The 23,517-nt window shown below is 66.7% G+C and carries 18 protein-coding genes; 15 read left to right on the top strand and 3 right to left on the bottom strand.

The features are described 5' to 3' along the window. The first annotated feature begins 177 nt into the window (after positions 1-177). The 3 genes from QRN11_RS09765 to QRN11_RS09755 all read left to right on the top strand — a co-directional run bounded on the left by QRN11_RS09765 (position 178) and on the right by QRN11_RS09755 (position 2,761). Entirely contained in the window at positions 178-1,230 is a 1,053-nt protein-coding gene (locus QRN11_RS09765; RefSeq protein WP_091419056.1) for a LacI family DNA-binding transcriptional regulator, read from the top strand. Between the two features lie 26 nt (positions 1,231-1,256). After that, positions 1,257-2,168: an aldose-1-epimerase gene (locus QRN11_RS09760; protein WP_285250809.1), complete on the top strand. Its 912-nt coding sequence runs from the start codon at positions 1,257-1,259 to the stop codon at positions 2,166-2,168. 179 nt (positions 2,169-2,347) lie between these two features. Next, entirely contained in the window at positions 2,348-2,761 is a 414-nt protein-coding gene (locus tag QRN11_RS09755; protein ID WP_285250808.1) for a CBU_0592 family membrane protein, read from the top strand. On the opposite strand, the gene QRN11_RS09750 is transcribed toward QRN11_RS09755, so the two are convergent. Beyond that, on the bottom strand, positions 2,736-4,022 hold the full coding sequence (locus QRN11_RS09750; RefSeq protein WP_285250807.1) for a glycoside hydrolase family 1 protein: 1,287 nt from the start codon (positions 4,020-4,022) through the stop codon (positions 2,736-2,738). The genes QRN11_RS09755 and QRN11_RS09750 overlap by 26 nt on opposite strands. 221 nt (positions 4,023-4,243) lie before the next feature. Between QRN11_RS09750 and QRN11_RS09745 the strand changes: the two genes are divergently transcribed. The 7 genes from QRN11_RS09745 to QRN11_RS09715 all read left to right on the top strand — a co-directional run bounded on the left by QRN11_RS09745 (position 4,244) and on the right by QRN11_RS09715 (position 13,734). After that, a complete protein-coding gene (locus QRN11_RS09745) occupies positions 4,244-5,800 on the top strand; it encodes an ABC transporter substrate-binding protein (protein WP_285250806.1) in 1,557 nt (518 codons plus the stop codon). Positions 5,801-5,865: 65 nt separating this feature from the next. Then, a complete protein-coding gene (locus QRN11_RS09740; RefSeq protein ID WP_142058509.1) occupies positions 5,866-6,819 on the top strand; it encodes an ABC transporter permease in 954 nt (317 codons plus the stop codon). Beyond that, a complete protein-coding gene (locus QRN11_RS09735) occupies positions 6,816-8,909 on the top strand; it encodes a dipeptide/oligopeptide/nickel ABC transporter permease/ATP-binding protein (protein ID WP_285250805.1) in 2,094 nt (697 codons plus the stop codon). The genes QRN11_RS09740 and QRN11_RS09735 overlap by 4 nt, the downstream gene beginning before the upstream one ends. Beyond that, a complete protein-coding gene (locus QRN11_RS09730) occupies positions 8,906-9,913 on the top strand; it encodes an oligopeptide/dipeptide ABC transporter ATP-binding protein (protein ID WP_285250804.1) in 1,008 nt (335 codons plus the stop codon). Before QRN11_RS09735 ends, QRN11_RS09730 begins: the two co-directional genes overlap by 4 nt. A gap of 37 nt (positions 9,914-9,950) precedes the next feature. Continuing rightward, entirely contained in the window at positions 9,951-12,236 is a 2,286-nt protein-coding gene (locus tag QRN11_RS09725) for a glycoside hydrolase family 78 protein (protein ID WP_285250803.1), read from the top strand. Positions 12,237-12,238: 2 nt separating this feature from the next. Beyond that, complete coding sequence (locus tag QRN11_RS09720; protein ID WP_285250802.1) at positions 12,239-13,051, top strand: nucleoside hydrolase; 813 nt, start codon at positions 12,239-12,241, stop codon at positions 13,049-13,051. Positions 13,052-13,158: 107 nt separating this feature from the next. After that, the gene (locus tag QRN11_RS09715; RefSeq protein WP_285250801.1) at positions 13,159-13,734 is read left to right on the top strand and encodes a hemerythrin domain-containing protein; all 576 of its coding nucleotides are present in this window, start codon (positions 13,159-13,161) and stop codon (positions 13,732-13,734) included. A gap of 23 nt (positions 13,735-13,757) precedes the next feature. On the opposite strand, the gene QRN11_RS09710 is transcribed toward QRN11_RS09715, so the two are convergent. Further along, positions 13,758-14,597: a helix-turn-helix transcriptional regulator gene (locus QRN11_RS09710; RefSeq protein WP_285250866.1), complete on the bottom strand. Its 840-nt coding sequence runs from the start codon at positions 14,595-14,597 to the stop codon at positions 13,758-13,760. 87 nt (positions 14,598-14,684) lie between these two features. On the opposite strand from QRN11_RS09710, the gene ilvD reads away from it, so the two are divergent. The 5 genes from ilvD to QRN11_RS09685 all read left to right on the top strand — a co-directional run bounded on the left by ilvD (position 14,685) and on the right by QRN11_RS09685 (position 22,535). Beyond that, a complete protein-coding gene (gene ilvD / locus QRN11_RS09705) occupies positions 14,685-16,550 on the top strand; it encodes a dihydroxy-acid dehydratase (RefSeq protein WP_285250800.1) in 1,866 nt (621 codons plus the stop codon). Between the two features lie 30 nt (positions 16,551-16,580). After that, positions 16,581-17,045, top strand: coding sequence for a DUF8821 family protein (locus tag QRN11_RS09700; protein ID WP_285250799.1), 465 nt, complete (start codon positions 16,581-16,583; stop codon positions 17,043-17,045). Positions 17,046-17,180: 135 nt separating this feature from the next. Beyond that, positions 17,181-18,908 carry an HNH endonuclease gene (locus tag QRN11_RS09695; RefSeq protein WP_285250798.1) on the top strand — a complete coding sequence of 576 codons (1,728 nt, stop codon included), beginning with the start codon at positions 17,181-17,183 and terminating at the stop codon, positions 18,906-18,908. Between the two features lie 372 nt (positions 18,909-19,280). Next, positions 19,281-21,683 (top strand): phosphoenolpyruvate synthase, encoded by a 2,403-nt coding sequence (ppsA, locus tag QRN11_RS09690; protein ID WP_285250797.1) that lies wholly within the window; start codon positions 19,281-19,283, stop codon positions 21,681-21,683. 18 nt (positions 21,684-21,701) lie between these two features. Beyond that, entirely contained in the window at positions 21,702-22,535 is an 834-nt protein-coding gene (locus tag QRN11_RS09685; RefSeq protein WP_285250865.1) for a pyruvate, water dikinase regulatory protein, read from the top strand. A gap of 35 nt (positions 22,536-22,570) precedes the next feature. Here QRN11_RS09685 and QRN11_RS09680 read toward each other — a convergent pair whose 3' ends face one another. Continuing rightward, positions 22,571-23,401 carry an IclR family transcriptional regulator gene (locus QRN11_RS09680; protein WP_285250796.1) on the bottom strand — a complete coding sequence of 277 codons (831 nt, stop codon included), beginning with the start codon at positions 23,399-23,401 and terminating at the stop codon, positions 22,571-22,573. Positions 23,402-23,517: the final 116 nt, after the last annotated feature.

Raw genomic sequence — 23,517 nt, 5'->3', positions numbered from 1 at the left:
ATATTCGAAACTTTTCGAAAAGCTTGCGACCGGTGAAGCAAATCTAACGGTGAGGCGCATCACAGTCAAGGGGGCGTTCCTGCGATATTGCGCTGGATTTACTGCACCGTTGACGCCGTTGCTCTCTTCGATGCAGTATTGAACCTATCGAAATATTTCGAAAGACGGGACTGACCCTTGGCTACAAATGTGCGGCCGGAAAAAACCACCCTGGCAGCTGTTGCCCTGCAGGCCGGGGTTTCAACACCCACGGTTTCCAAAGTGGTGAACGGCCGGGAGGACGTGGCGCCTGAAACCCGTGCGCGGGTCCTTGCCGCACTTGAACAGGCCGGGTACCAGTCGCCCCTGCAGCGCCGCACCGCAACGAAGACCAGCACTGTCGTGGAGGTGGTGGTGGACGTGCTCACCGCCGCCTACACCGTTGAAGTCCTTGACGGCATATTGCAGTTCGCCGCGAAAGCAGACGTTGAAGTCCTCATCAGCGCCACCGGGCCGGCGGCATCGGGCATGGCTTCCACGGCGCAAAGCCCTGAGCGGCGTGCCCAGCGGATGGTGGACGAGGGCAGGGCGGGAATGATTGTGGTGACATCAGCCTTCGGCGAGGCGCAACTGCAGGCGTTCCGACGCCGCAAGCTGCCCGTCGTCGTGATTGACCCGCTCAACCCGCCCCCGGCGGACGTGGTCAGCGTCGGTGCCACCAACTGGGCAGGCGGCAAGTCCGCAACCGAACACCTGCTGGAGCTGGGGCACCGGCGCATCGCCTACATCGGCGGCATCGAACAGGCTGAATGCAACCAGGCGCGGCTGCACGGCTATATGGCCGCCCTGACGGCACACGGCGTCCCTGTGGATCCCCAGTACATCGTTTCCGGCGGCAGGTTCCGCCGCGACAGCGGAACTGCGGGGCTGCAGGCCCTGCTCAAGCTGGACCAGCGGCCAACGGCCATCTTTGCCGCGAGCGACAGCATCGCGTTGGGTGTCCTGGGCGAAGCAGCCCGCCAGGGAGTCAGGATCCCCGAGCAGCTGAGCCTCATCGGTTTCGACGGCACAATCCAGGGCGAGGAGTCGGTCCCCGCCCTCACCTCAGTGTCCCAGCCGCTTGAGGAAATGGGCCGGACCGCATTGCGGTCATTGCTCCGCCAGGCCCGCGGCGAGGTCCTGGATTCCCGCCGCGTTGAGCTGGCCACGCAGGTGATCGTCCGAGACTCCACCGCGCCGCCCGCGGCTTGAGTCCGGCTTTTCGAAAGGGAACACCCATGTCATCCAGGACCTCTCCCAACGGTGAGCTGACCGTCCTTCGCGCGGGGGACTACGAGGCAACTGTCGCGAGTGTGGGGGCCGGGCTGGTGAGCATGTCCTTCGGTGGCACGGACCTTGTCCTGCCCTTCCCGGCGGACGAACTGCCCCCGGCCTATGCAGGAAAGGTGCTGATGCCCTGGCCGAACAGGGTGGCTGGCGGCGCCTACAGCTTTGCCGGGCAGCGTTTCGAACTGCCGGTGAACGAGGCGGGCACCGGCAGCGCCCTGCATGGGCTGGCCCTGTGGAATGCCTGGCAGGTGGAACGGCGCTCGGATGCCGAGGTGATGCTGACGCACCTGCTGCACGGCGAACCGGGTTACCCGTTCCAGCTCGCGCTGACGGCCCGTTACGCCCTGGACGCCGAAACCGGGTTGACCATCGAACTCGGGGCCAGGAACCAGGGAACCGCCCCCGCCCCCTATGGCTGCGGCTCCCACCCCTACATCACCGTGGGCGGCGAGAACATCTCCACATGTGAGCTGACCTTCCCTGGGGGCAAGGTTCTGATGACGGATGAAAAACTCCAGCCCACCGAGCTCCGCGACATCACGGGCACGGACTTCGACTTCTCCCAGGCCCGCTTACTGGCTGGGCAGCAACTCGACCACGCCTTCACTGCCCTCCCCGAGGGGACATGGGACGTCCGGCTGCGGCACCCGGCCCGGCAGCTTTCGGCGGTGGTGGAATCAACGGGTACGGATGCCCCCTGGCTGCAGCTCTACTCAGGGGAGCTGCGGGGCCGGAAAGGGCTCGCTGTTGAGCCCATGACCTGCCCGCCCGATGCCTTCAATTCCGGCCAGGACCTGGTTGTCCTGGCGCCGGGACAGTCACACGCGCTGGCCTGCAGGATCCACGCTGTGGAGGGCTGAAGGCGGCAGTCGCAGAGGTGGAGTTACCCGCCCCTTCCGGCAGGTATGATTATCCCGCCGACCCACAAACGAGGTCCTCGCCCTCCCGGGCTCGAGTCAACGGTTTGTCCGGCACAACCAACCTTCAAAACCCTCATCACCCCTGCCCGGCTCCGGCTGGCAGGCCCTGAAAGGACACCATGGAACTGCTGTGGGAAATCGCCGGGTGGGCCGGCGCGGTTGCGATCCTCACTGCCTACCTCGCCGTTTCCATGGGCTGGCTGAAGGCCGGCAAAGGCTTCCAGACCGCAAACCTGTTCGGCGCCGTCGCCTTCATCATCAACGGCACCCTCCACGAGGCCTGGCCTTCCGTGGTCACCAACGTGGCCTGGTTCCTGATCTCCGCCATCGCCCTTTACCGCATGCGCGCAGCGGCTCCCCAGCCGGTGGTGCCGGCTGAGGAGCCGCAGGTCCAGTTCCCCGGCGTCCCGGACACCACCGGCCAGCTCGCCGTTGTGGAGGTCCTCACCGGTTCCGTTCACGGTGAGGCGGACGTGCACCGGGCGCCGGTGGAATGCACGACGGCGGTCAGGCCGGCTGGGGTGCCCTGCTGACCTCGGCGTCGTTTGCCTGAGCTGTGCACAGCTGCGCGTGCCGGCCCAGCCAGTGGGCGCTCTCCTTGGGCGTCCGTTCCTGGGTTTCGCGGTTTACGGCGATGAGGCCGAACTTCGGCCCGTAGCCGAACACCCACTCGAAATTGTCGAAGGCCGTCCAGGCGATGTAGCCGCAGACGTCGATGCCGTCCGCCAGGCAGGAGGCCACGCAGTCCACCGCGGTACGCAGGTAGTCCACCCGCTGGGCGTCGTCCTCGGTGGCCAGGCCGTTTTCCGTGACCATCACGGGAATGCCCGCGATCCGGTGGGCTTCCCGAATGGTGGCTTCGAGGGCCTGCGGGTAGATCTCCTCGCCCATCTGGTTCGTGGGAACCCCTTCGGGCGCCGCTGCGTGCCCGTCCGGGCCGTAGACGGTGCGGCCGTAGGTCTGGATGCCCACAAAGTCGTCGCCGCGTGACGCCTCGAGGAAGCGCTCGTTCACGCCGCGGCGGACCTTTTCCGCAAGTTCCTCGCCGCCGTCGATGGACTGAATGTCGGAGTTGGCAAGCGTCCAGCCCACCAGCAGCTCCGGCCGGTGTGCCTTGATCGCTGCGGTAGCCGCCCGGTGCGCCGCCAGCTTCACCTCGAACCCGGCCTCCGTGGAGCAGAACTGGAACGGGGCAACGGTGCTGGCGTCGACGCCAAGGCGTTCGGCTGCCGCCGCCCACACGGGTACTGAACCGCGGTTTTCCGGGGCCACGCCGCCGATGCCGAAGGACTCCAGCAGCCACGGCAGGTTGGGTTCGTTCAGGGTGCATGCGACGCCGATCAGGTCGCCCAGGTGCGCCATCACCCGGTCGCAGTAGCGGGCAAAGAGCTCAGCGGTGCGCGGGCCCTCCCACCCGCCCAAGGCCAGGAGCCAGCGCGGGGACGTGAAGTGGTGGAACGTCACCACGGGGGTGAGGCCTCGCTCGTGGCAAGCCTCCAGCATGCGGCGGTAATGGTCCAGTTCGGCCTGCGAGAACAGCCCCTCCTCCGGCTCAACGCGCGCCCACTCGATGGAAAAGCGGTAGCTGGTGAACCCGAGGTCGGCGATCAGGGCGATGTCCTCGCGGTAGCGGTGATAGTGGTCCACGGCATCCCCGGACGGCTCGGAGAACATGCTGCCCGGAAGGTGTTCGAGGAACCAGGTGTCGCTGTTGACGTTGTTCCCCTCCACCTGGTGCCCGGCCGTGGCGACGCCCCAGAGGAAGTCCTGCGGGAATGCTGATGCGGTGGTCATGTAGTTCCTTTCGGTTCAGCGCCGACGTACAGCGCACGGGGCCTCTCTGCCCTGGCTTTCCATCCTGACCGCCCGCGTGACCGGGGCCACAATACTTTTTCAATCAATGACATTCTCATGTGAGCGCCTGCAGCCACCGCTTGATGCTTGGAAGGAGCCGGCCAGCAGCCAGCCCCAAGACATTCCCTCCGTTGTCACATCAGAATGCAAAGGCGCACTACATGAAACTCCTGAACTCCACCGCCCGTGCGAGCTCCGCCGTTCTGGCCGGAGCGCTCCTGCTGGGATCGCTGACCGCCTGCGGCGGCGGCTCCAGCCAGGCCACCGCCAAGGCAGACACCAGCTCCCTGACGCTCGCCATCGACAGTGACTCGGCCTCGTTCGGCTTCGATCCGCTGCGGGTTTCAGCCGCCCAGCGGCAGTTCTTCGAGGGCCTTTACGAGAGCCTGATGACGCTGCAGCCCGATGGCTCGGCAGGCCCGGGCCTGGCCAAGGAGTTCAGCTACAACGGGGACAACACCATCCTGACGCTCACCCTCAAGGACGGCGTGAACTTCACGGACGGCTCCAAGCTCGACGCCGAACTGGTCAAGGCCAACCTGGACCGCCGGTCCGATCCTGCGCTCAGCGCCTACTCCGCCGTCGCCAAGGGCGGCGCGCAGGAAATCACGTCCGTGGACGCGGTCAGCCCCACCCAGGTGGCCCTGACCTTCGCCGCGCCGCAGCCGGGCTTCGAAAAGAACCTGGCATCCACCACAGGCATGATCGTGGGCAAGAACGGCGTCACTGACTCCGCCAGCCTCGCCGCCACCCCTGACGGTTCAGGCCCCTACACCCTGGATGCCTCCACTGTGAAGGGCAACAAGTACGTGCTGGTGAAGAACGAGAAGAGCCCCGAAGCCTCCAAGTACGCCTTCAAAAAGGTGATCTTCAGCGTGGTCCAGGACCCCCAGGCCCGCGCCAACGCCCTGGTCTCCGGCCAGGCGGACGTGGCCATGCTGACCTCCTCCACGGTTGACTTCGCCAAGTCCAAGGGTGTGGGCGTGTCCCAGATCGGCGGGACCGTCAACACCATGATTTCCTTCGACAAGATCGGCAAGACCGCCCCCGCATTCGCCGAGGAAAAGGTCCGCCAGGCCATCCAGTACGCCATTAACCGCCAGGCATTGGTGGATGCCCTGCACAAGGGTGACATCCCGGCCTGGAACGCCCTGCCCAAGGACTCCGCAGGCTTCAGCAAGGACATCGAAACCACGTTCGCCTACAACCCCGGGAAGGCCAAGAGCCTGCTGGCCGAAGCCGGCTACCCGAACGGCTTCGACTTCACCATCATCGCCAGCGCCCAGACCCAGACGGACCTGCAGGCCGTCCAGAAGGACCTCGCCGCCGTCGGCATCACCATGAACGTGAAGATGGCCTCGTCCACGGACGAAGCCTTCGCCGCCGTCGCCACCACGCCCCTGGGCTACGCGCCGCTGAACTGGGACAACCCCGTGGGCGTGATGTACGGCGCCATCCTGAACGGTTTCACCAACGTGCAGAAAGCCACCGACGAGCAGCTCAGCGCAGCCACCGGCGAGCTGGCCGCCGCGAAGGACGATGCCGCCGTCAAGGCCGCCGCCACCAAGCTGAACAACCGCCTGGTGGAATCCGGCTGGATGATCCCGCTGTACGAGGCCCTCACCAACCAGGGCTACAACACCAAGAAGGTGGCGCCGGTGGAGTTCGCCGGAACCAACGCCTACCCGCTCCTCTCGTCCTACAAGCCGGCCAGCTGATACCCGCACCTGCCGGGCGGGCACTCCCAACCAAGGAGGAGGGCCCGCCCGGCAGGGCCTGACCGATGGAGGTCACCATGGCACTATTCATCACCAAGCGCCTGCTGATGGCGCTGGCCACCGTGCTGGTGGTTGCGGTACTGGCATTCCTGCTGGTGCACGCAATGCCCGGCAGCCCGGGCGCCGTGTCCCTCGGCGCCGGCGCCTCCCAGGAAGCCATCGACGAAGTCAACCAGCGCCTCGGCTGGAACGATCCGCTCCTGGTCCAGTTCATCAGCTGGCTCGGCGCCGCAGTCCAGGGGGACCTCGGCATCTCGCTCATCGACGGCCGTTCCGTCAGCGCGGACCTGGCCAGCAGGCTCCCCGTCACGGCCTCGCTGGCCGCCGGCGCCACGCTCCTCAGCGCAGTCCTCGGCATCGCCCTGGGCGTCACCGCGGCTGTCCGCGGCGGAACCGTGGACCGCATCATTGGTGGTGTGGCCGGCATGGCCGTAGCCCTTCCGGCGTTCTGGATCGGCATCATCTTCGTCTACCTCCTGGCCGTCCAGTCCTCAGTCTTCCCGGCCACCGGCTACGTCCCGTTCGAGGTTTCACCCCAGGACTGGGCATTGTCCCTGGCACTGCCGGTAATCACCCTGGCCGTGGGCGGCGGAGCGTTCATCGCCCGCCAGACCAGGGCCTCCATGCTCGAGGCGCTCCAGCAGGAACACATCCGGACCCTCCGCGCCACAGCCACCCCCACCTGGAAAATCCTTTACATCCACGCCCTGCGCTACGCCAGCCTCCCCATCGTGGCCGGCATCGCGCTGCAGTTCATCCAGCTCTTTGGCGGTTCGGTCATCGCCGAGCAGCTGTTCGCCATGCCGGGCCTGGGCCAGGCCGTCCAGAACTCCGTCAGCACCCATGACGCCCCGTCCGTCCAGGGCGTCGTAGTGATCGCCACCGTGGTGGTGGTCGCCGTGAACCTGGTGCTGGAACTCGCAACCAAGTTCCTCGACCCGAAGTTGCGTGCCTCATGATTCCCAACGTTGCCCCCGCACCTGCAGATGCAGCGGAGCCGACGGCGGCTGCCGTCCTTCCCAAGGCCGCCCCGCGCCAAAGCGCGGCCAGGAAATTCTCCCGCAGCAAGCTGTTCGCCTCACCCGCAAGCATCGCCGGAGTGATCTGGCTGGCCGTGCTGGTGGTTGCCTCCCTCACCGCGCCGCTGTGGCTGCCCTTCAAGACCGAGGACCAGGACTTCACCGCCGTCCTGTCCGGACCCACCGCCGCCCACTGGCTCGGCACCGACGAACTGGGCCGGGACCTCCTGAGCCGCATCTTCGCTTCGGCGGCCGGCACGCTGGGGACGTCCATGATCACGGTGATTGTCGCCGTCGGCCTCGGAACCCTCCTGGCGATGCTGGCCGCAGCCGCCGGTGAACGCGTGGAAAACGTCATCAGCCGCGTCACCGAAATCATGATGTCCCTGCCCGGCACGGTGATCATCCTGGCCGTCATCGGCGCCGTGGGAACCAACATCCCGCTGATCATGGGCATCCTGGGCGTGCTGATCTCCGCTGGCATCTACCGGGTGATGCTGGGCCAGGCCAAGTCCCTGCAGTCCCAGCTCTACGTTGACGCGGCCAAGGTGGACGGCGTCAGCACGGCCGGCATCAGCCTGCGGCACGTGCTGCCCGGCCTGACCAACACCATCGTGGTCCAGGCAGCCCTGATCTTCGCCGTCGGCATGCTCATCCAGGCCGGGCTGGCCTTCATCGGCTTCGGCCCGCCCATCCCGCAGCCCAGCTGGGGCGGCATGATCCAGGGCGCCTCGCAGCACGTCTACGACGCCCCCTGGCTGATGGTCCCCACCGGCGCGGTGCTGGCCCTGACGGTCTTGGCTGCCAACGCCATCGGCAATGCCCTGGGCAAGGCGCCCAACGCCACCGTCTCGCACCTGCCCTCGGCGTCAGCCCGGCGCCAGCGCGCGAAAGCGGTCGCGGCGATCGCCGCTGCTGCACCGGCTTCGCAGGACGCCGCCAAGGACACCCTGAGTGTCCGCAACCTCTCCGTGGGCGTCGACGCTGCGGGTGCCGGCAAGGGAGTCCGCCTGGTCACGGACGTCTCCTTCGACGTCGAACCCGGCACCGTCCTTGGTTTGGTGGGGGAATCCGGCTGCGGCAAGACCATGACGGCACTGTCGCTCCTGGGCCTGCTGCCCTCCGGGGTTTCCGTGACCGGCGGCCAGATCCTCTGGAACGGCCGGAACCTGGCCGCGGCCACCGAGAAGGACATGGAAGGCATCCGCGGACGCGGCATCGCCCTCATCTCGCAGGAACCGATGCGCGCCCTGGACCCCATGTTCACCGTGGGCTACCAGCTCACCGCCACCGTCCGGCGCCTCCGCGGGATAGGCCGGGCCGAGGCGAAGGCCGAAGCCCTGGGCCTGCTGGAGAAGGTGGGCATCGTTGACGCCGCCCGCATCCTCAAGACCTACCCGCACCAGATCAGCGGCGGCATGGCCCAGCGCGTGGCCATCGCCCTGGCGCTCGCCGGCCGTCCCCGCCTGCTGGTGGCTGACGAGCCCACCACCGCGCTGGACGTCACCGTGCAGGCCGAGATCCTCTCGCTGCTCCGGTCCCTGGTGAAGGAGACCGGAATGTCCGTAGTAATGGTGACGCACGATCTTGGCGTGGTGGCCGACCTCTGCGACCAGGTGGCCGTGATGTACGCCGGCGAGGTGGTGGAGAACGGCCGCACGGACAGCATCCTGGACAACCCGCGCCACCCCTACACCCTCGCCCTGCTCGCAGCGGATCCGCACGCAAACCACGCAGCGGACATGCCCGAGCGGCTCGCCACCATCAGCGGACAGGTCCCGCAGCCCAAGGACTGGCCCAGCACCTGCCGGTTCGCCGCCCGCTGCCAGTTCGCCGGGTCCGCCTGCCTGGTCCCCATCCCGCTGCTTCCCTCCGGAACCGGCGACGGCGTGGTGCGCTGCGTCAAGGCCGACGAACTCGCCGTCGAAGGCCTGGACTGGGTGGCCTCGGACGTTCCCAGCCACCACATCCTGAACCTGGTTGAGGCCCCGGCTGCTGCAACCCGAACTGCTGAAAAGGATCCCGCATGAGCACCACAACCTCGGTCCGCCCCGAAGCGCCGCTGCCCGCCGCCGCCCAGCCCCTGCTGGAGGTCAAGGACCTGGTGGTCCGCTACGGACGGGGCCGCAAGGCAGCAGCCGCTCCCGCCGCCGTGGACCGCGTCAGCTTCAGCATTGCCCCCGGGGAAACCGTGGGGCTGGTGGGGGAGTCCGGCTCCGGCAAATCGACCGTCGGCAAGGCGATCCTGGGCCTGCAGAAGGTGTCCGGCGGGTCCATCACGTACCAGGGCAAGGACATCACCTCCGCCGGGGCTTCCCAGCGCAGGGCCCTGGGAAGTGAACTGCGGGCCGTCTTCCAGGACCCCAACTCCTCGCTGAACCCGCGCAACACCATTGGTTCCTCCCTGGCCGAACCGCTCCGGCTCCGCGGCGTAGGTGCGGCGGAGGCGCGGCAGCGCGCCGAGGACATGCTGGAACGCGTCGGCCTGCCCCGCGAGGCGGTGGACCGGTACCCCAGCCAGTTCTCCGGCGGCCAGCGCCAGCGCATCTCCGTGGCCCGCGCCCTGATCTGCGACCCCAAGCTGGTGGTCTGCGACGAAGCCGTCAGCGCCCTGGACCTCTCCACCCAGGCCCAGGTGCTGAACCTCCTGGCCGACCTGCGGGACGAGCGCGGCCTGGGCTACCTGTTCATCGCGCACGACATCGCCGTGGTCCAGTTCCTGGCCCAGCGCGTTGTGGTCCTGTACCGAGGCCAGGTGATGGAAAGCGGACCAGCGGCTGCCGTGACCGATAACCCCAGGCACCCGTTCACCCAGGCCCTCGTTGCCGCGTCCCCGGTACCCCGGCCCGCCGAGCAGGCCGCGCGCCGGGAGGCCCGCGAGTCCCTGGGGGTGCGGACGGGAGCGGCCGCGGTGCCCGGACCCGGCGGCTGCCCCTTCCGTCTTCGCTGCCCGCTGGCCACCGAGCTCTGCGCCACCGAACGCCCGACCCTGCGCACGGTGGGCGGCTCCGACGTCGCCTGCCACTACGCCTAAATATCTTTTACACAGACTGCAGAACGGAACATCCCGCATGACTTCGACTCCCTGGCACGCCGCCATGATCACCCCTGACGAAGAGTTCGACGGCGCCCCGCTGCTCCGTAAGGAATTCCGGCTGGCCGAAGGGCACGGCGCGGTGGCCAAGGCGACGCTCCGTGCCACCGCTTTCGGGGTTTACGAGGCCCTGGTCAACGGCGTTCCGGTGGGCGAGGATGTGCTGAGCCCGGGCTGGAGTTCCTACGAGTGGCGGCTCCGGTACCGCAGCTACGACGTGACGGCGCTCGTGGGGCCTACAACTGTCATCGGGGTTTCTCTGGGTAACGGCTGGTACCGGGGCCGGCTCGCCTGGCACGGCATGTCCAACCTCTACGGGGACGAGCTGGGCTTCTTCGGACAGCTGGACATCGAATTCGAGGACGGACATGTCCAGACCGTTGCGTCGGATTCCTCCTGGCAGTCCGGCCCCTCCGCCACCATATTCAACGATCTTTACGACGGGCAGACCATCGACGCCCGACGGAACCAGCCGGGCTGGGCGGAGCCAGGCTTCGACGCCGGAACGTGGGCCGGGGTGCGCACCTTGGAGTTCGACGCCGGCCGGCTGGCTGAGCCGGTGGGCCCGCCCGTGGTGCGTACCGCCGTCGTGCGTCCCGTCGAAATCTTCGCTTCACCCTCCGGCAAAACGCTGGTGGACTTCGGCCAGAACCTGGTGGGTTGGCTGCGGTTCACCGTACGGGGTGAGGCGGGGCAGGCCATTACCGTGCGCCACGCCGAGGTGCTGGAGGACGGCGAGCTGGGCGTCCGGCCCCTGCGGTCGGCCAAGGCCACTGACACGTTCATCCTGTCCGGCGGCGAGGACTCCTTCGAGCCCACCAAAACCTTCCACGGGTTCCGCTACGCCGAAGTCTTGGGCTGGCCCGGAGCCCTGACCGCCGATTCACTTGAGGCGGTGGTGGTGCACTCCGAGCTGGAGCGTACCGGTACCTTCGAGTGCTCCAACGAACTGGTCAACCAGCTGCACCGCAACATCGTCTGGGGCCTGCGGGGCAATTTTCTGGACCTTCCCACGGACTGCCCGCAGCGCGACGAGCGGCTCGGCTGGACCGGGGACATCGCCGTCTTCGCGCCCACCGCGGCGTTCCTCTACGACGTCAAGGGTTTCCTGCAGGACTGGCTTCTTGACCTTGCCGCGGAACAGAAGGCGGCGGACGGCCTGGTGCCCATCACCGTGCCGGATGCTTTGAAGTACTGCCCGCAGCCGCCTGAGTTCCCGGCGCCGGAATCGTCAGCGCTGTGGAGCGAGGCCTCGGTCTGGGTGCCGTGGGCGCTGTGGGAGGCCTATGGGGACCTCACCGTGCTGCAGAATCAGTACGAATCCATGTCCTCCCACACCCGCCGGGTGGAAGGCCTGCTCTCGCCCACGGGACTCTGGGATTCAGGGTTCCAGTTCGGCGACTGGCTGGACCCGGACGCCGATCCGGACAAGCCGTGGGACGCGAAGGCGGACACCGGGGTTGTTGCCACCACGTGTATGTTCCGCACCGCCTCCATCACGGCCCAAACGGCCCGGCTGCTGGGGCACCAGGACGATGCCGAGTACTTCGAAAACCTTGCCGCCCGGGTCCAGGCATCGTACCTGGAGCACTACGTGGCCGCCGACGGCACCATCCGCAGCGACTGCACCACCGTCTACGCCCTGGCTATTGCCTTCGGGATCCTGCCCAGCGCCGAGCACGTCGACTTCGCCGGGGAGCGCCTCGCCGAGCTGGTCCGGAAGAACAACTACCGGGTGTCCACCGGCTTCGCAGGCACCCCGTTCATCACCGGCGCGCTCACGGACACCGGCCACAGCGAGGAGGCCTACCGCCTGCTGCTGGAGGAGGGTTGCCCGTCCTGGCTCTACCCGGTGACCATGGGCGCCACCACCGTGTGGGAGCGGTGGGACTCCATGCTCCCGGACGGCACCATCAACCCGGGCGAGATGACCAGCTTCAACCACTACGCCCTGGGTGCGGTAGCCGACTGGCTGCACAAGACTGTTGGGGGCATCAGCCCGCTCGCACCCGGTTACAGCAAGGTGCGGGTCGCGCCGGTGCCGGGCGGGGGCATCGACTGGGCCAAGACCTCGCTGAAGACTCCGCACGGAACGGTCCGCGTGGAATGGAAGCACGACGACGGCGCGTTCCGCCTCGAGGCAACGGTACCTGGGGGAGTGGAGGCCGACGTCGTACTTCCGGGCGGTGGGCAGCGCACCGTCGGTGCCGGTACGCACAGCTTCAGCGTGCCTGCCGTGCTGGCCGTCCCGGCCGGGGCGTAGGCGTGGCGGCTTTGCCGGAGCTGCTGGTCGTGGATAACGACTTCGGCGGCGATCCCGACGGGCTTGTGGCCCTGGCGCACATCCTATTGCGGTGCGGCCCGGACGCGACGGTCCTGGTGACGAGCTCACCCCTGGATCCGGGACTTGCCAAGGCAGCAGGAGCCGACCCTGCAACCACAGCCAGCCGGGGGACGGAACTGGCCGAGGAGCTGCTGGAGCTGATGGGGATCGACGACGTCCGGGTGATGACGGGTGCCGAGGCTCCCGGAACCGGCGCGTGGCAGGTCAGCGCCGCGGCGCGCGAGATCGTGGAGACCTCCGCGCGCTGTGAGCGGACCACGATCCTGTGCGGAGGACCGCTGACCAATATTGCTGCGGCGCTGCGGCTGGACCCGGCGCTCGCCGTTCGTGCGGCGCTGGTGTGGGTGGGCGGCACACTGGCCGAAGCGGACCGCGGGGAATACAACTCGGACACGGACGCCGCATCCGTTGCGGAGGTGATGGCGTCGGGGATGCCCCTGGTCCGGATCCCGTGCGAGGAGTACGCCCAGATGACCGTTGCAGTGGATGCGGTGAAGAACGAGCTGGCTGCCGCATCGCCGGTGGGGTCCTGGCTGGCGGAGCGGCTGCTGGACGTTCCGTCTTTTGTGCAGCTGGGCAGCACGCTGACCCTGGGCGATAGTGTCCTGGTGCCGTTTGTGCCAGGCCCCGGTATGGCCGGGATCGTTGCTGATTCGGGAACCGTGATCCACAACAGGATCGCTAGTGCCGCGCTGTGGGAGGACCTGCTCGAGCAGCTTAAGGTGGCGCGTTAGGTAGCCTGATCCGGGGCACTTTCCACCTATGGATCGCCCTGTTGCCGCATGGTATTTTGACCCTCTTACGTCGCTTACAGGGAGCGATCCAGGAGGAGGGCAAGCTCATGAGTGATACCAATTCCGCCGGAGCGAACGTGGACGTTGTGGACATCCTGACCAGTGATCACCAGGACATGATTGCGCTGATAGCGCAGATCAGGAGTGCGTCCGGGGACGGCGCACGGGACCTGGCGGACACCCTGATCGCGGAGGTCATGCGTCACGCGGTTGCCGAGGAAATGTACGTTTATCCGGCCGTCGAGGACCACGTGCCCAACGGCAAGGAAGAAGTGGAACATGACAAGAAGGAGCACGACGAGATCGTCAAGCTCATGAAGCGGCTGGAGAAGGTGGAGCCTGCCGAACCGGCCTTTATGGAGCTGGTCAATGAGCTTGAGGCGCAGCTGAGCCATCACGCCAACGACGAGGAGACTGAACAGTTTCCCAAGCTCCGGCTGCACATCCCCCGGGAGAAACTCGTCGACCTCGGCGAAAAGGTGGAGAAAGCGAAAAAGCTGGCACCCACCAGGCCGCACCCCAGCGCACCGCATTCCGAGTTGTTCCACAAAACCCTGGGACCGGGCGTTGGCATGGTGGACCGGATCCTGGACAAGCTGAAGGGCAGGCACACGGACTCGTAGGCTTGCCGGGGGCAGCTCTCGGCCTAGCTGCCGGCCGAGAGCAGCCGCTGGATCTGCACCGCGGCGTCACTGCCGGGCGCCGGGGTGTAGACCACAAGATGCAGGTCGGGGCGGTCCGAGGGCGAGACCTGGTGGTGTTCCAGCCGGAGCACTCCCACCGAAGGGTGGTGGAAGAGCCGTTCGCGGGATTCGAAACCGAGGATGTCGTACCGGTCCCAGCCTTCCTTAAATTCCGGGCTGGTGTCCTTGAGCCGCTCCACCTGGTAGGCCACATCCGGATCGCCCAGCCGCTGACCCGCTTCGGCCCGGAATTCGGCCAGGAACCGCCTGCTGGTGACGTCCCAGTCCGGGAGCAGCTCCCGGACGTATGGGTCCGTGAAGACCAGCCAGAGCAGGTTCCGCTCCGGCGCGGCGACGTTGGCGATGTTGGGATACAGCGCGGCGTAGGCCCTGTTCCAGCCGGTCACGCTCCAGTCAGGTGCCAGCGCGAAGGCGGGGTTCGGGCCCAACGCGTCGAGGAGGCGTTGGATGTGGGCGGGAGCGTCGGCCGCGACCGGACCGGCTGTGACGGGCACTGAATAGCCGCCCAATGACAGGACGTAGGAACGCCCGGTTTCCGAAAGGTGCAGGGTGCGGGCCACGGCTTCCAGGACTTCGCGGGAGGGCCTGATGTCCCGGCCCTGCTCCAGCCATGTGTACCAGGTGACGCTGACGCCGGAAAGGAAGGCCACTTCCTCCCGCCTCAGCCCTCTCTCACGCCGGCGGGCGACTGGCGGTAATCCATACTCGGACCGCAGTGCCTGGTCCCGGCGCGCCCGCAGGAACAGGCCCAGCTCCTTGCGTCTGTCCCCGGCATCTTTCACGGGAATCAACACTAGTACTCTGGTACTCCCACTACTAGTATCAGCACTGTCTTCCGCACGAGCGCCGGGCACGGCAGGATCGGTAGCATGCCTGCACTCCGTTCCCGCACTGTCACCCATGGCCGCAACATGGCCGGCGCCCGCGCACTGCTGCGCGCCTCCGGCGTCGCCAACACAGACATCGGCAAGCCGATTATCGCCGTGGCCAACTCCTTCACCGAATTCGTCCCCGGCCATACCCACCTCGCTCCTGTGGGCCGGATCGTCTCTGACGCCATCCTCGCCGCCGGCGCCGTGCCGCGCGAGTTCAACACCATTGCCGTGGACGACGGAATCGCCATGGGTCACTCCGGGATGCTCTACTCCCTGCCGTCCCGCGACCTGATCGCCGACTCCGTGGAGTACATGGTCAACGCACACTGCGCCGACGCCCTGGTCTGTATCTCCAACTGCGACAAGATCACGCCGGGCATGCTCATGGCCGCGCTGCGCCTGAACATCCCCGTAGTGTTCGTCTCCGGCGGTCCCATGGAGGCCGGACGCGTGACCCTGACCGACGGCTCCGTACGCTCCCTGGACCTGGTGAACGCGATTGCCGACGCCGTGGACGAGTCCATTTCCGATGAAGACATCAACCTCATCGAAGAGAACGCCTGCCCCACCTGTGGTTCCTGCTCGGGCATGTTCACCGCCAATTCCATGAACTGCCTCGCCGAGGCCATCGGCCTGGCCCTGCCGGGGAACGGCTCCGTGCTGGCGACCCACACCGCACGCAAGGCGCTGTACGAGAAGGCCGGCGCCACCGTCGTCGAGCTCGTCAAGCGCTACTACGACGGCGACGACGACTCAGTTCTGCCGCGCTCCATCGCCACTGCCGAGGCCTTTGACAACGCCATGGCCCTGGACATCTCGATGGGCGGCTCCACCAACACGATCCTGCACCTGCTGGCCGCGGCCCAGGAAGCGGGCGTGCAGTACGGACTGGCCGAGATGGACGCCAAGTCACGCCAGGTGCCCTGCCTGGCAAAGGTTGCCCCAAACGTTGCCAAGGACAAGACCTATTACATGGAGGACGTACACCGCGCCGGCGGCATCCCTGCGCTGCTCGGCGAACTGAACCGCGGCGGCCTCCTGCACAAGAACGTCCACTCCGTGCACTCGGCGGATCTGGACGGCTGGCTGGATGACTGGGACATCCGCGGCGGCAAGGCCACGGAAGAGGCGAAGGCCCTGTGGCATGCGGCTCCCGGCGGCGTCCGCTCCTCCACCGCGTTCTCCCAGTCGAACCAGTGGACCTCCCTGGACACCGACGCCGCAGAAGGCTGCATCCGCTCGGTGGAGCATGCCTATTCCAAGGACGGCGGACTGGCCGTGCTCCGCGGCAACGTGGCCGTCGACGGCGCCGTAGTGAAGACGGCCGGCGTGGACGAGTCCATCTGGGTCTTTGAAGGCCCGGCAGTCGTATGCGAGTCCCAGGACGAAGCGGTGGAAAAGATCCTGAACAAGGGCGTCAAGGAAGGCGACGTCGTCGTCATCCGCTACGAAGGTCCGCGCGGCGGACCGGGCATGCAGGAAATGCTGTATCCGACGTCGTTCCTCAAGGGCCGCGGCCTGGGCAAGAAGTGCGCCCTCATCACGGACGGGCGCTTCTCCGGCGGCACCTCGGGCCTGTCGATCGGGCACATCTCACCGGAGGCTGCCTCCGGCGGCGCTATCGCCCTGGTGGAGGACGGCGACATCATCAGCATTGACATCACGCGGCGTTCCCTTCAGCTGCAGGTTTCGGACGAGGTCCTTGCCGAACGGCGCGAAAAACTGGAAGCCAATGGCGGGTACAAGGCCAAGAACCGGGACCGCTACGTTTCCCCGGCCCTCCGCGCCTACGCCGCCATGGCGCTGTCGGCCGACAAGGGTGCGGTGCGTGACGTGTCCCTGGTGGAGAACTTGGTCTAGGCTGCGAAGGAAAACTCCCAGGAGGACCCATTGCCGTACACCGTTGATTTCAAGGACGTCTCCACCGTTGGTTTGGAGTCGTCACCCGTGGCGGAAGCGCTGGCGGGGCTGCGCGCCAACGAAGCGCGGTACTACAAGAACAAGTACGACCACGATTTCACCGTCACCCCTGCCGCCGAGGCGCCGGAGACGGTGGCCTATGTGCACAACATCCTCTCCACCGAGCGCAATCTCGTCATCGCGTCCCGTCCACTCGAAGTGTCCTCCTTCGAAGTGGACGGGCTGCGCATGGCGTACGTGTTTTATGAGTCCGGCTTGGCAATCAACGTGATGTACGGCCTTGAGGAAGGCGGGAAACGGGCGGTCGGGTTCAAGCTCTCCGACGGGATGGACGTTCCCGAGGAACTGGCATCCAGTTTCAAGTTCGCGCGCCAGAAATCCAAGCTCGCCGGCGTCATCCGCGGCTCCTACTTTGTGATCAAGGGCGAGTACTGACCCTGGACCCCTTTCCGGCAGCACGAGGCTGCATGCCGCGGCCCGGATCGGTTGGCGGCATGAATGTCAGACCCCACCCCTAGTCTGAAGGTGTCCCGAGGAGGAGGGACGGTGGTTCCGTGAAGGGGGTGCAGCGTGGAGGTTCAGCCGTTCGTCATTGATGAGGAGGCGTGGGTTCCGGCTGTTGAGTTCACGGACGGGGAGGATTCGCTCCTGGCGGGGACGGTGAGTTTCCCGGTTCCCGCGTTCCTGACGGCGGATGGTGCGGTCCGGATGGTGCAGTCTGCTGACAGGTTGATCGCGTGGGCTACGGGCATGAAGCAGGGGGCGCTTGCCCGGGTCGAGGAAGCTATTGCCGAGGAAGCTCCCGCACGGGAGGAGAGCCAGCCGGTACGGTTTGGCGGGGATGAGGTGCATGCGCTTGCTGTCACCGAAGTGTCAACGGCGTGTGCGCTTTCGGAGGGCACGGCTGCACGGGTGCTTAATGATGCGGCGGAGCTGACGGGGTCGCTTTGGGAGGTCCTTGAGGCCCTGGAGGCCGGCGACATTTCCGAGGTGCATGCCCGGATCATTGTTGACCAGGCCCGTTCCCTGCCTGCCGGGCAGGTTGAACGGTTCGCGTCGGTGGCGTTGCGGCGCACGCGGACGCGGCACGGGCGCAGGCGGACGCCGGCTGAATTGCGGGCCTGTCTGCGGCGGTTGCGTGAACAGTTGCATCCTGAAAGCCTGGCGGCCCGCAAGGAGGCGGCCCGGCGTGAGCGCGGTGTGTGGTTCAGGGCCGAGCCGGACGGGATGTGCACGCTCTCGGCGTTCCTCACCGCGGAGGTCGGAATGGCAATCTATAGCGGACTCGATCGTGACGCACGGCTGGCCAGCGCACGGGTAGCGGAGCTCAAAGATCTTCCTGGGCGCGGCTCGGCTTCTGGATCCAGCGGTGCAGAAGTCGGCGCTGCTCCTGGACCCGGCGCTGCTCCTGGACCTGGCACTGTTTCTGAAGCCGGCGCTGCTGTGGATGCGCCTACGCTGTCGGAGTTCCGCGCCGAGTCACTGGCCTACCGCCTCTTGGGTGGCCCTGAAACGGGCGGGTCCGACAAGCTTTTTTGGGGCCCTGACGGGGTGGAATTCGGGGTGTTCTGCCCTGAGATCGTGGTGACTATCCCGGTGGGACAGGTTATGGGCGGCAGCCCCGGTTCCGACGGCGGTCCGATACCCGCCGAACCTCCCACAGTGCCCTCCGCGGCAGCGGGGCTTGGTACGGCCGGACCCCCGGGTGCTGAGTTTGGGGCAGCCGGACTTGGCGCGGCGGGGCCTCCGGGAGCTGGGTTTGGAGTGGATGGTTTTGGTGCGGCTGGGCTTGGCGCGGCTGGGCTTGGCGCGGCCGGACCGCCGGGCGCTGAGTTTGGGACGGCTGAACTGGAAGGGTATGGCCCTCTTGATGCTGCCACGGCGCGGCGTTTGGCGGCGCTGGCGCCTGCCTGGTACCTGCTGTTCACGGACGGTGCCACCGGGGAGGCGTTGGGTGTGGGGCGGCGGGCATATCGTCCACCGAAGGCGTTGCGCCGGTATCTGCAGTGCCGTGACGGGACCTGCCGGTTCCCGGGATGCACCCGCCGGGCCAGTGTCTGCGAGCCCGATCACACCGTCGAGTGGCAGGACGGCGGGACGACCGATCCCGGTAACCTGGCAATGCTCTGCCGCAGGCATCATGCGCTGAAATCCATCGGCGCGTGGAGCTACAGACACTCTTCCCCTTCCGGGGACCTGGAATGGCGTTCACCGCTGGGCCGGAAATACACCACCGAACCAGCGGACCACGGAAAAGTCCTCAATATGCTCCAACAGCCAGAGCCACCACCGTTCTAGGCGGGGGTGCGGCGGCACGCGGTTTCGGCGCTGCCGCATTCCGGCTGGCATCCATCACGGGCCGTCGCGTATGTGGACTTGATCAGGATGGACGTTCAGGACTTGAGCCGCCCCAGTTCCGGGGCGGCCCAGTCCAGCGCGAAGACCCTGGCAAGTCTGGATCCCTGAAACCGACATCACATGTGCGCGCCAACATTGTCGGTGTGCCACGCGACAGCAAGCACGAATTAGCCTCTTTGGTGACTCTTCGTTACATGGCCAGAGTGTCGCATAGGTCACATGCAGTTGCTTCTGGGCGACTTACCCGCCCAACCTTGCATCACATCTTTTTTCAGCGCTTGTCAGAGCGTGCCCAACGAAGGAGCACCACCTATGACTGACGTTCTTTGGTTTTCGGACCTCGGCCTGTCCGATCTCGATCAAGTCGGCGGCAAGAACGCCTCGCTCGGCGAAATGGTCCGAAACCTCGCCTCCGCCGGGGTCAAGGTCCCGGACGGTTTCGCCACCACAGCAGACGCCTACCGGCGTTTCTTGAGCGGGTCCGGCCTCGACACCCGGATCGAAGAGATCCTTAAGGACCTGGACAGCGGCGATGTGACCGCCCTGGCCCTGGCCGGGAAGCAAATCCGGGACCTGATCAGCAGCACCCCCTTTCCAGCCGGATTCGAGGAGCAGATCCGGACCGCCTACCACCGTTTGACGGACAACCACGGCGGTGACGTGTCCTGGGCAGTGCGCTCCAGCGCCACGGCCGAAGACCTGCCGGATGCTTCCTTCGCCGGGCAGCAGGAGACCTTCCTGAACATCCGGGGCGTGGATAACATCCTGCTCGCCATCAAGGATGTCTTCGCCTCGCTCTACAACGACCGCGCCATCGCCTACCGGGTGCACCACGGCTTCACGCATTCAGAAGTTGCACTCTCGGCCGGCATCCAGCGCATGGTCCGCTCCGACGTCGGCGCCTCCGGGGTGATGTTCACCATGGACACCGAAACGGGCTTCAACGACGCCGTCTTCATCACCTCTTCCTACGGCCTCGGCGAGGCCGTGGTCCAGGGCGCCGTCAACCCCGACGAGTTCTACGTCCACAAGGCCGCCCTGGCCGCCGGTCGGCCGGCGGTGCTCAAGCGCGGCCTCGGTGAAAAAGCAGTCCAGATGACTTACACGGAATCCCGCGAGGTGGGCCGGACAGTGGACTTCGTTCCTGTGCCGCAGGACCTTCGCCGCCGTTTCAGCCTGACGGATGCAGAAGTCGAGGAGCTTGCCCGCCACGCGATGGCCATCGAGGCGCACTACGGCCGCCCCATGGACATCGAGTGGGGGAAGGACGGGGTGGACGGCGAGCTCTACATCCTTCAGGCGCGTCCTGAGACCGTCGAATCCCGGAAGGCCACCGGCACCATCTCCCGGTACACCCTGAACGAGCGCTCGGCCGTCCTGGTGGAGGGCCGGGCCATCGGCCAGCGCATCGGCGCCGGCCAGGTCCGGGTCCTCACCTCGATCGACCAGATGGCCTCGTTCCAGGCCGGGGACGTCCTGGTGGCCAACATGACGGACCCGGACTGGGAACCCATTATGAAGAAGGCCGCCGCCATCGTCACCGACCGCGGCGGGCGCACCTGCCACGCAGCCATCATTGCCCGCGAGCTTGGCATCCCGGCCGTCGTCGGTACCGGCAATGCTTCCCGGGTCCTGGCTGACGGCTCACCGGTCACTGTTTCCTGCGCCGAGGGCGAGGCGGGCCTGGTCTACGAGGGCCTGCTGGATTACACACTGAACGAGACCAGCCTGGACACCATGCCGCCGGCGCCGGTCAAGATCATGATGAACGTGGGAACCCCCGAGCAGGCCTTCAGCTTCGCCCGGCTTCCGCACCACGGTGTTGGACTGGCCCGCCTCGAATTCATCATCAACCGCCAGATCGGTATCCACCCCAATGCCCTGCTGGCAGTGGCGGGAGAAATCGAACGCCCGGCCAGCCTCTCGGACTACACCGTCCGCCAGATCCGCGAGAAGACGGCTGCCTACGACGGGCCCCGGGACTACTACGTCCGGCGCCTGGCCGAGGGCATTTCCACCATCGCCGCGGCGTTTGCCCCCGAACCCGTCATCATCCGGCTCTCGGACTTCAAGTCCAACGAGTACGCCAACCTGCTGGGCGGTCCCGCATTCGAACCAACCGAGGAGAACCCGATGATCGGCTACCGGGGCGCGTCCCGGTACCTCTCGGACTCGTTCCGGCAGGCCTTCGAGCTTGAGTGCGAAGCCCTGAAGTTCGTGCGCAACGAAATGGGCCTGTCCAACATCAAGATCATGGTCCCGTTCGTGCGGACCCTGGACGAGGCCCGGGGAGTGACCGAGCTGCTAGCCGCCAACGGGCTGCGCCGCGGCGAGGACGATCTCGAGATCGTGATGATGTGTGAACTGCCCGCCAACGCCCTGCTCGCCGATGAGTTCCTCGAGTACTTCGACGGCTTCTCCATCGGCTCCAACGACCTGACCCAGCTGACCTTGGGCCTGGACCGCGATTCGGCACTGGTGGCCGAAGGCTTCGACGAACGGAACCCGGCGGTAACCAGGCTCCTGGAAATGGCCATTGCCGCCTGCCGTGCCAAGGGCAAGTACGTCGGCATTTGCGGGCAGGGCCCCAGCGACCACCCGGACTTTGCCGAGTGGCTCCTGGAAAAGGGCATCAGCTCCATCTCGCTGAACCCTGACGCCGTCACCGACACCTGGCTGCGGCTGGCCCGCTCCGGAACGCGCTCAGCGGTCTAAGTGGCGGACCAACACCGGATGGATACCGTGGGGGCGGGCAGCTCGTCCGCCCCCACGGTGTTCTTCCTTTCCGACAGCACCGGCATCACCGCCGAAACGCTGGGCAATACCTTGCTCACGCAATTTCCCACCCGGCACCTGGAGCGGCGGACCATCCCGTTCATCACCACGGTGGAGCAGGCTGACGAAGTGGTCGCCGTCATCGACCGGCTGGCCGCCGCCGGACCCCGGCCGATCATCTTCTCCACCACGGTCGATAACGATATTCGCACCGTTCTTTCCCGGAGCCAAGGGCACTTCTTCGACCTCTTCGGCGCACATATCGGCCAACTGGAACAGGCACTCCACGTCCCCGCCAGCGGGCAGCCCGGCCAGGCCCACGGTGTCGGTGACGCAGTCCGCTACCAGTCCCGCATGGCCGCCGTCGAGTACGCCATCGAGCACGACGACGGCCAGTCGGTGCGTGCGCTAGAGCGGGCCGAACTGATCCTCATCGCTCCCTCGCGGTGCGGAAAAACCCCCACCACCATGTACCTGGCGCTGCAGCACGGCATCCTCGCCGCCAACTTTCCCCTGGTGGAGGAAGATTTCGGCAGCCTGTCCCTGCCGAAACCATTGCTGCCTTTTGTGAACAAGTGCTTTGGGCTGACCTCCCTGCCCGTCCGGCTGAGCCAGATTCGCCAGGAACGCAGGCCGGGCAGCGACTACGCCTCGCTGGGCCAGTGCACTTATGAGCTACGGAACGCCGAGGACATGTACAGGGTCAACCACGTGCCCTACGTAAATTCCGCGTCAATGTCGGTTGAAGAAATCTCCGCCACTGTCCTCCAGCGGATGCAGCTGCACCACTGACCAAGTCGGCGGCCCACACCGAGCATTTCCGCCGCCTACCCCTCCGAGTGTGTCCGCACGTCAGGGCTGACTTCGGCCAGGTGGCCCAGGTTCCTGGACACGGCACGCGCCGTGGCCCGGACCGCCGGGGCCAGCACGTTAGGCGGTGTTGAGCCGTCCGGCACCACGATGGACAGGGCGGCCACCACGGACCCCTGCGCGTCAAAGATCGGCGACGCCACGGACACCGTCTTCGAGGGTGCGGAGCGGCGGATCATGGCAATCCCGGTGCGCCGCACATCAGACAGGGTCCGGCGCAGCTGGCCTTCGGGCATGTGCTCCACGCCGGGTTCGTGCTCCGGCGGCTTCCGCAGCGTGGCCTCCTGGAACTGCTGGTCCGCGCCGGCCAGGAGAACCAGCCCGACGGCAGTGCTCCGCAGCGGCGCGCGTCCGCCCACCCGGTACGCCACTTCCGTGGCGTCCTTCGAGGACAGCCGCTCGATCAACACCGCTTCCTCGTTGTCCCGCACGGCCAGCAGGACGTGGTGGCGGGTCACTTCGAACAGGTCCTCCAGGTAGGGCAGCGCGATCTCGCGCACGCCGTGGCCGCGCGGTGACAGGGATGCCACCTCCCATAGGCGGACCCCCACAACGTAACGGCCGTCGTCGAGCCTCTCCAGTGCGCCCCATGCAACCAGCCGGGCAATGAGGCGCAGCGCGGTGGGCGCGGGCATTCCGGCGTGGCGGGCCAGTTCCGAGAGGGTTAAAGCGCGACGGCGGTCGGAAAAGACCGCGAGCAGGCTCAGCGCCCGGTCAATCACCGGTTCGCCCTGCTTGGGCCGCTTCCCGCGGGCGGGAGTGCTGTCGGTGTCCGGGGTGACAGTCATGGCCGAAGGTCCTTGCGCGGTTGGAGGTGCGGACCGGAGTCCGTGAGCTGGAACACAATATCATTCCAACCAATGAAAGATGTCTGTGGAAGGCGGCCCGCCGGAAACGAAGCTGG

This window comes from Pseudarthrobacter sp. fls2-241-R2A-168 (assembly GCF_030209335.1).
GTDB lineage: Bacteria > Actinomycetota > Actinomycetes > Actinomycetales > Micrococcaceae > Arthrobacter.
Note: the sequence above shows the minus strand (reverse complement) of the source record. Positions and strands in the feature narration are given on the sequence as shown.

What these genes read in the sequence shown, in the direction of transcription:
- ppsA (WP_285250797.1), top strand. Translation starts at nt 19,281, where the DNA reads ATGACTGACGTTCTTTGGTTTTCGGACCTCGGCCTGTCCGATCTCGAT.
- QRN11_RS09680 (WP_285250796.1), bottom strand. Translation starts at nt 23,401, where the DNA reads ATGACTGTCACCCCGGACACCGACAGCACTCCCGCCCGCGGGAAGCGG.
- QRN11_RS09685 (WP_285250865.1), top strand. Translation starts at nt 21,702, where the DNA reads ATGGATACCGTGGGGGCGGGCAGCTCGTCCGCCCCCACGGTGTTCTTC.
- QRN11_RS09715 (WP_285250801.1), top strand. Translation starts at nt 13,159, where the DNA reads ATGAGTGATACCAATTCCGCCGGAGCGAACGTGGACGTTGTGGACATC.
- QRN11_RS09750 (WP_285250807.1), bottom strand. Translation starts at nt 4,022, where the DNA reads ATGACCACCGCATCAGCATTCCCGCAGGACTTCCTCTGGGGCGTCGCC.
- QRN11_RS09735 (WP_285250805.1), top strand. Translation starts at nt 6,816, where the DNA reads ATGATTCCCAACGTTGCCCCCGCACCTGCAGATGCAGCGGAGCCGACG.
- ilvD (WP_285250800.1), top strand. Translation starts at nt 14,685, where the DNA reads ATGCCTGCACTCCGTTCCCGCACTGTCACCCATGGCCGCAACATGGCC.
- QRN11_RS09740 (WP_142058509.1), top strand. Translation starts at nt 5,866, where the DNA reads ATGGAGGTCACCATGGCACTATTCATCACCAAGCGCCTGCTGATGGCG.
- QRN11_RS09730 (WP_285250804.1), top strand. Translation starts at nt 8,906, where the DNA reads ATGAGCACCACAACCTCGGTCCGCCCCGAAGCGCCGCTGCCCGCCGCC.
- QRN11_RS09755 (WP_285250808.1), top strand. Translation starts at nt 2,348, where the DNA reads ATGGAACTGCTGTGGGAAATCGCCGGGTGGGCCGGCGCGGTTGCGATC.
- QRN11_RS09745 (WP_285250806.1), top strand. Translation starts at nt 4,244, where the DNA reads ATGAAACTCCTGAACTCCACCGCCCGTGCGAGCTCCGCCGTTCTGGCC.
- QRN11_RS09725 (WP_285250803.1), top strand. Translation starts at nt 9,951, where the DNA reads ATGACTTCGACTCCCTGGCACGCCGCCATGATCACCCCTGACGAAGAG.
- QRN11_RS09760 (WP_285250809.1), top strand. Translation starts at nt 1,257, where the DNA reads ATGTCATCCAGGACCTCTCCCAACGGTGAGCTGACCGTCCTTCGCGCG.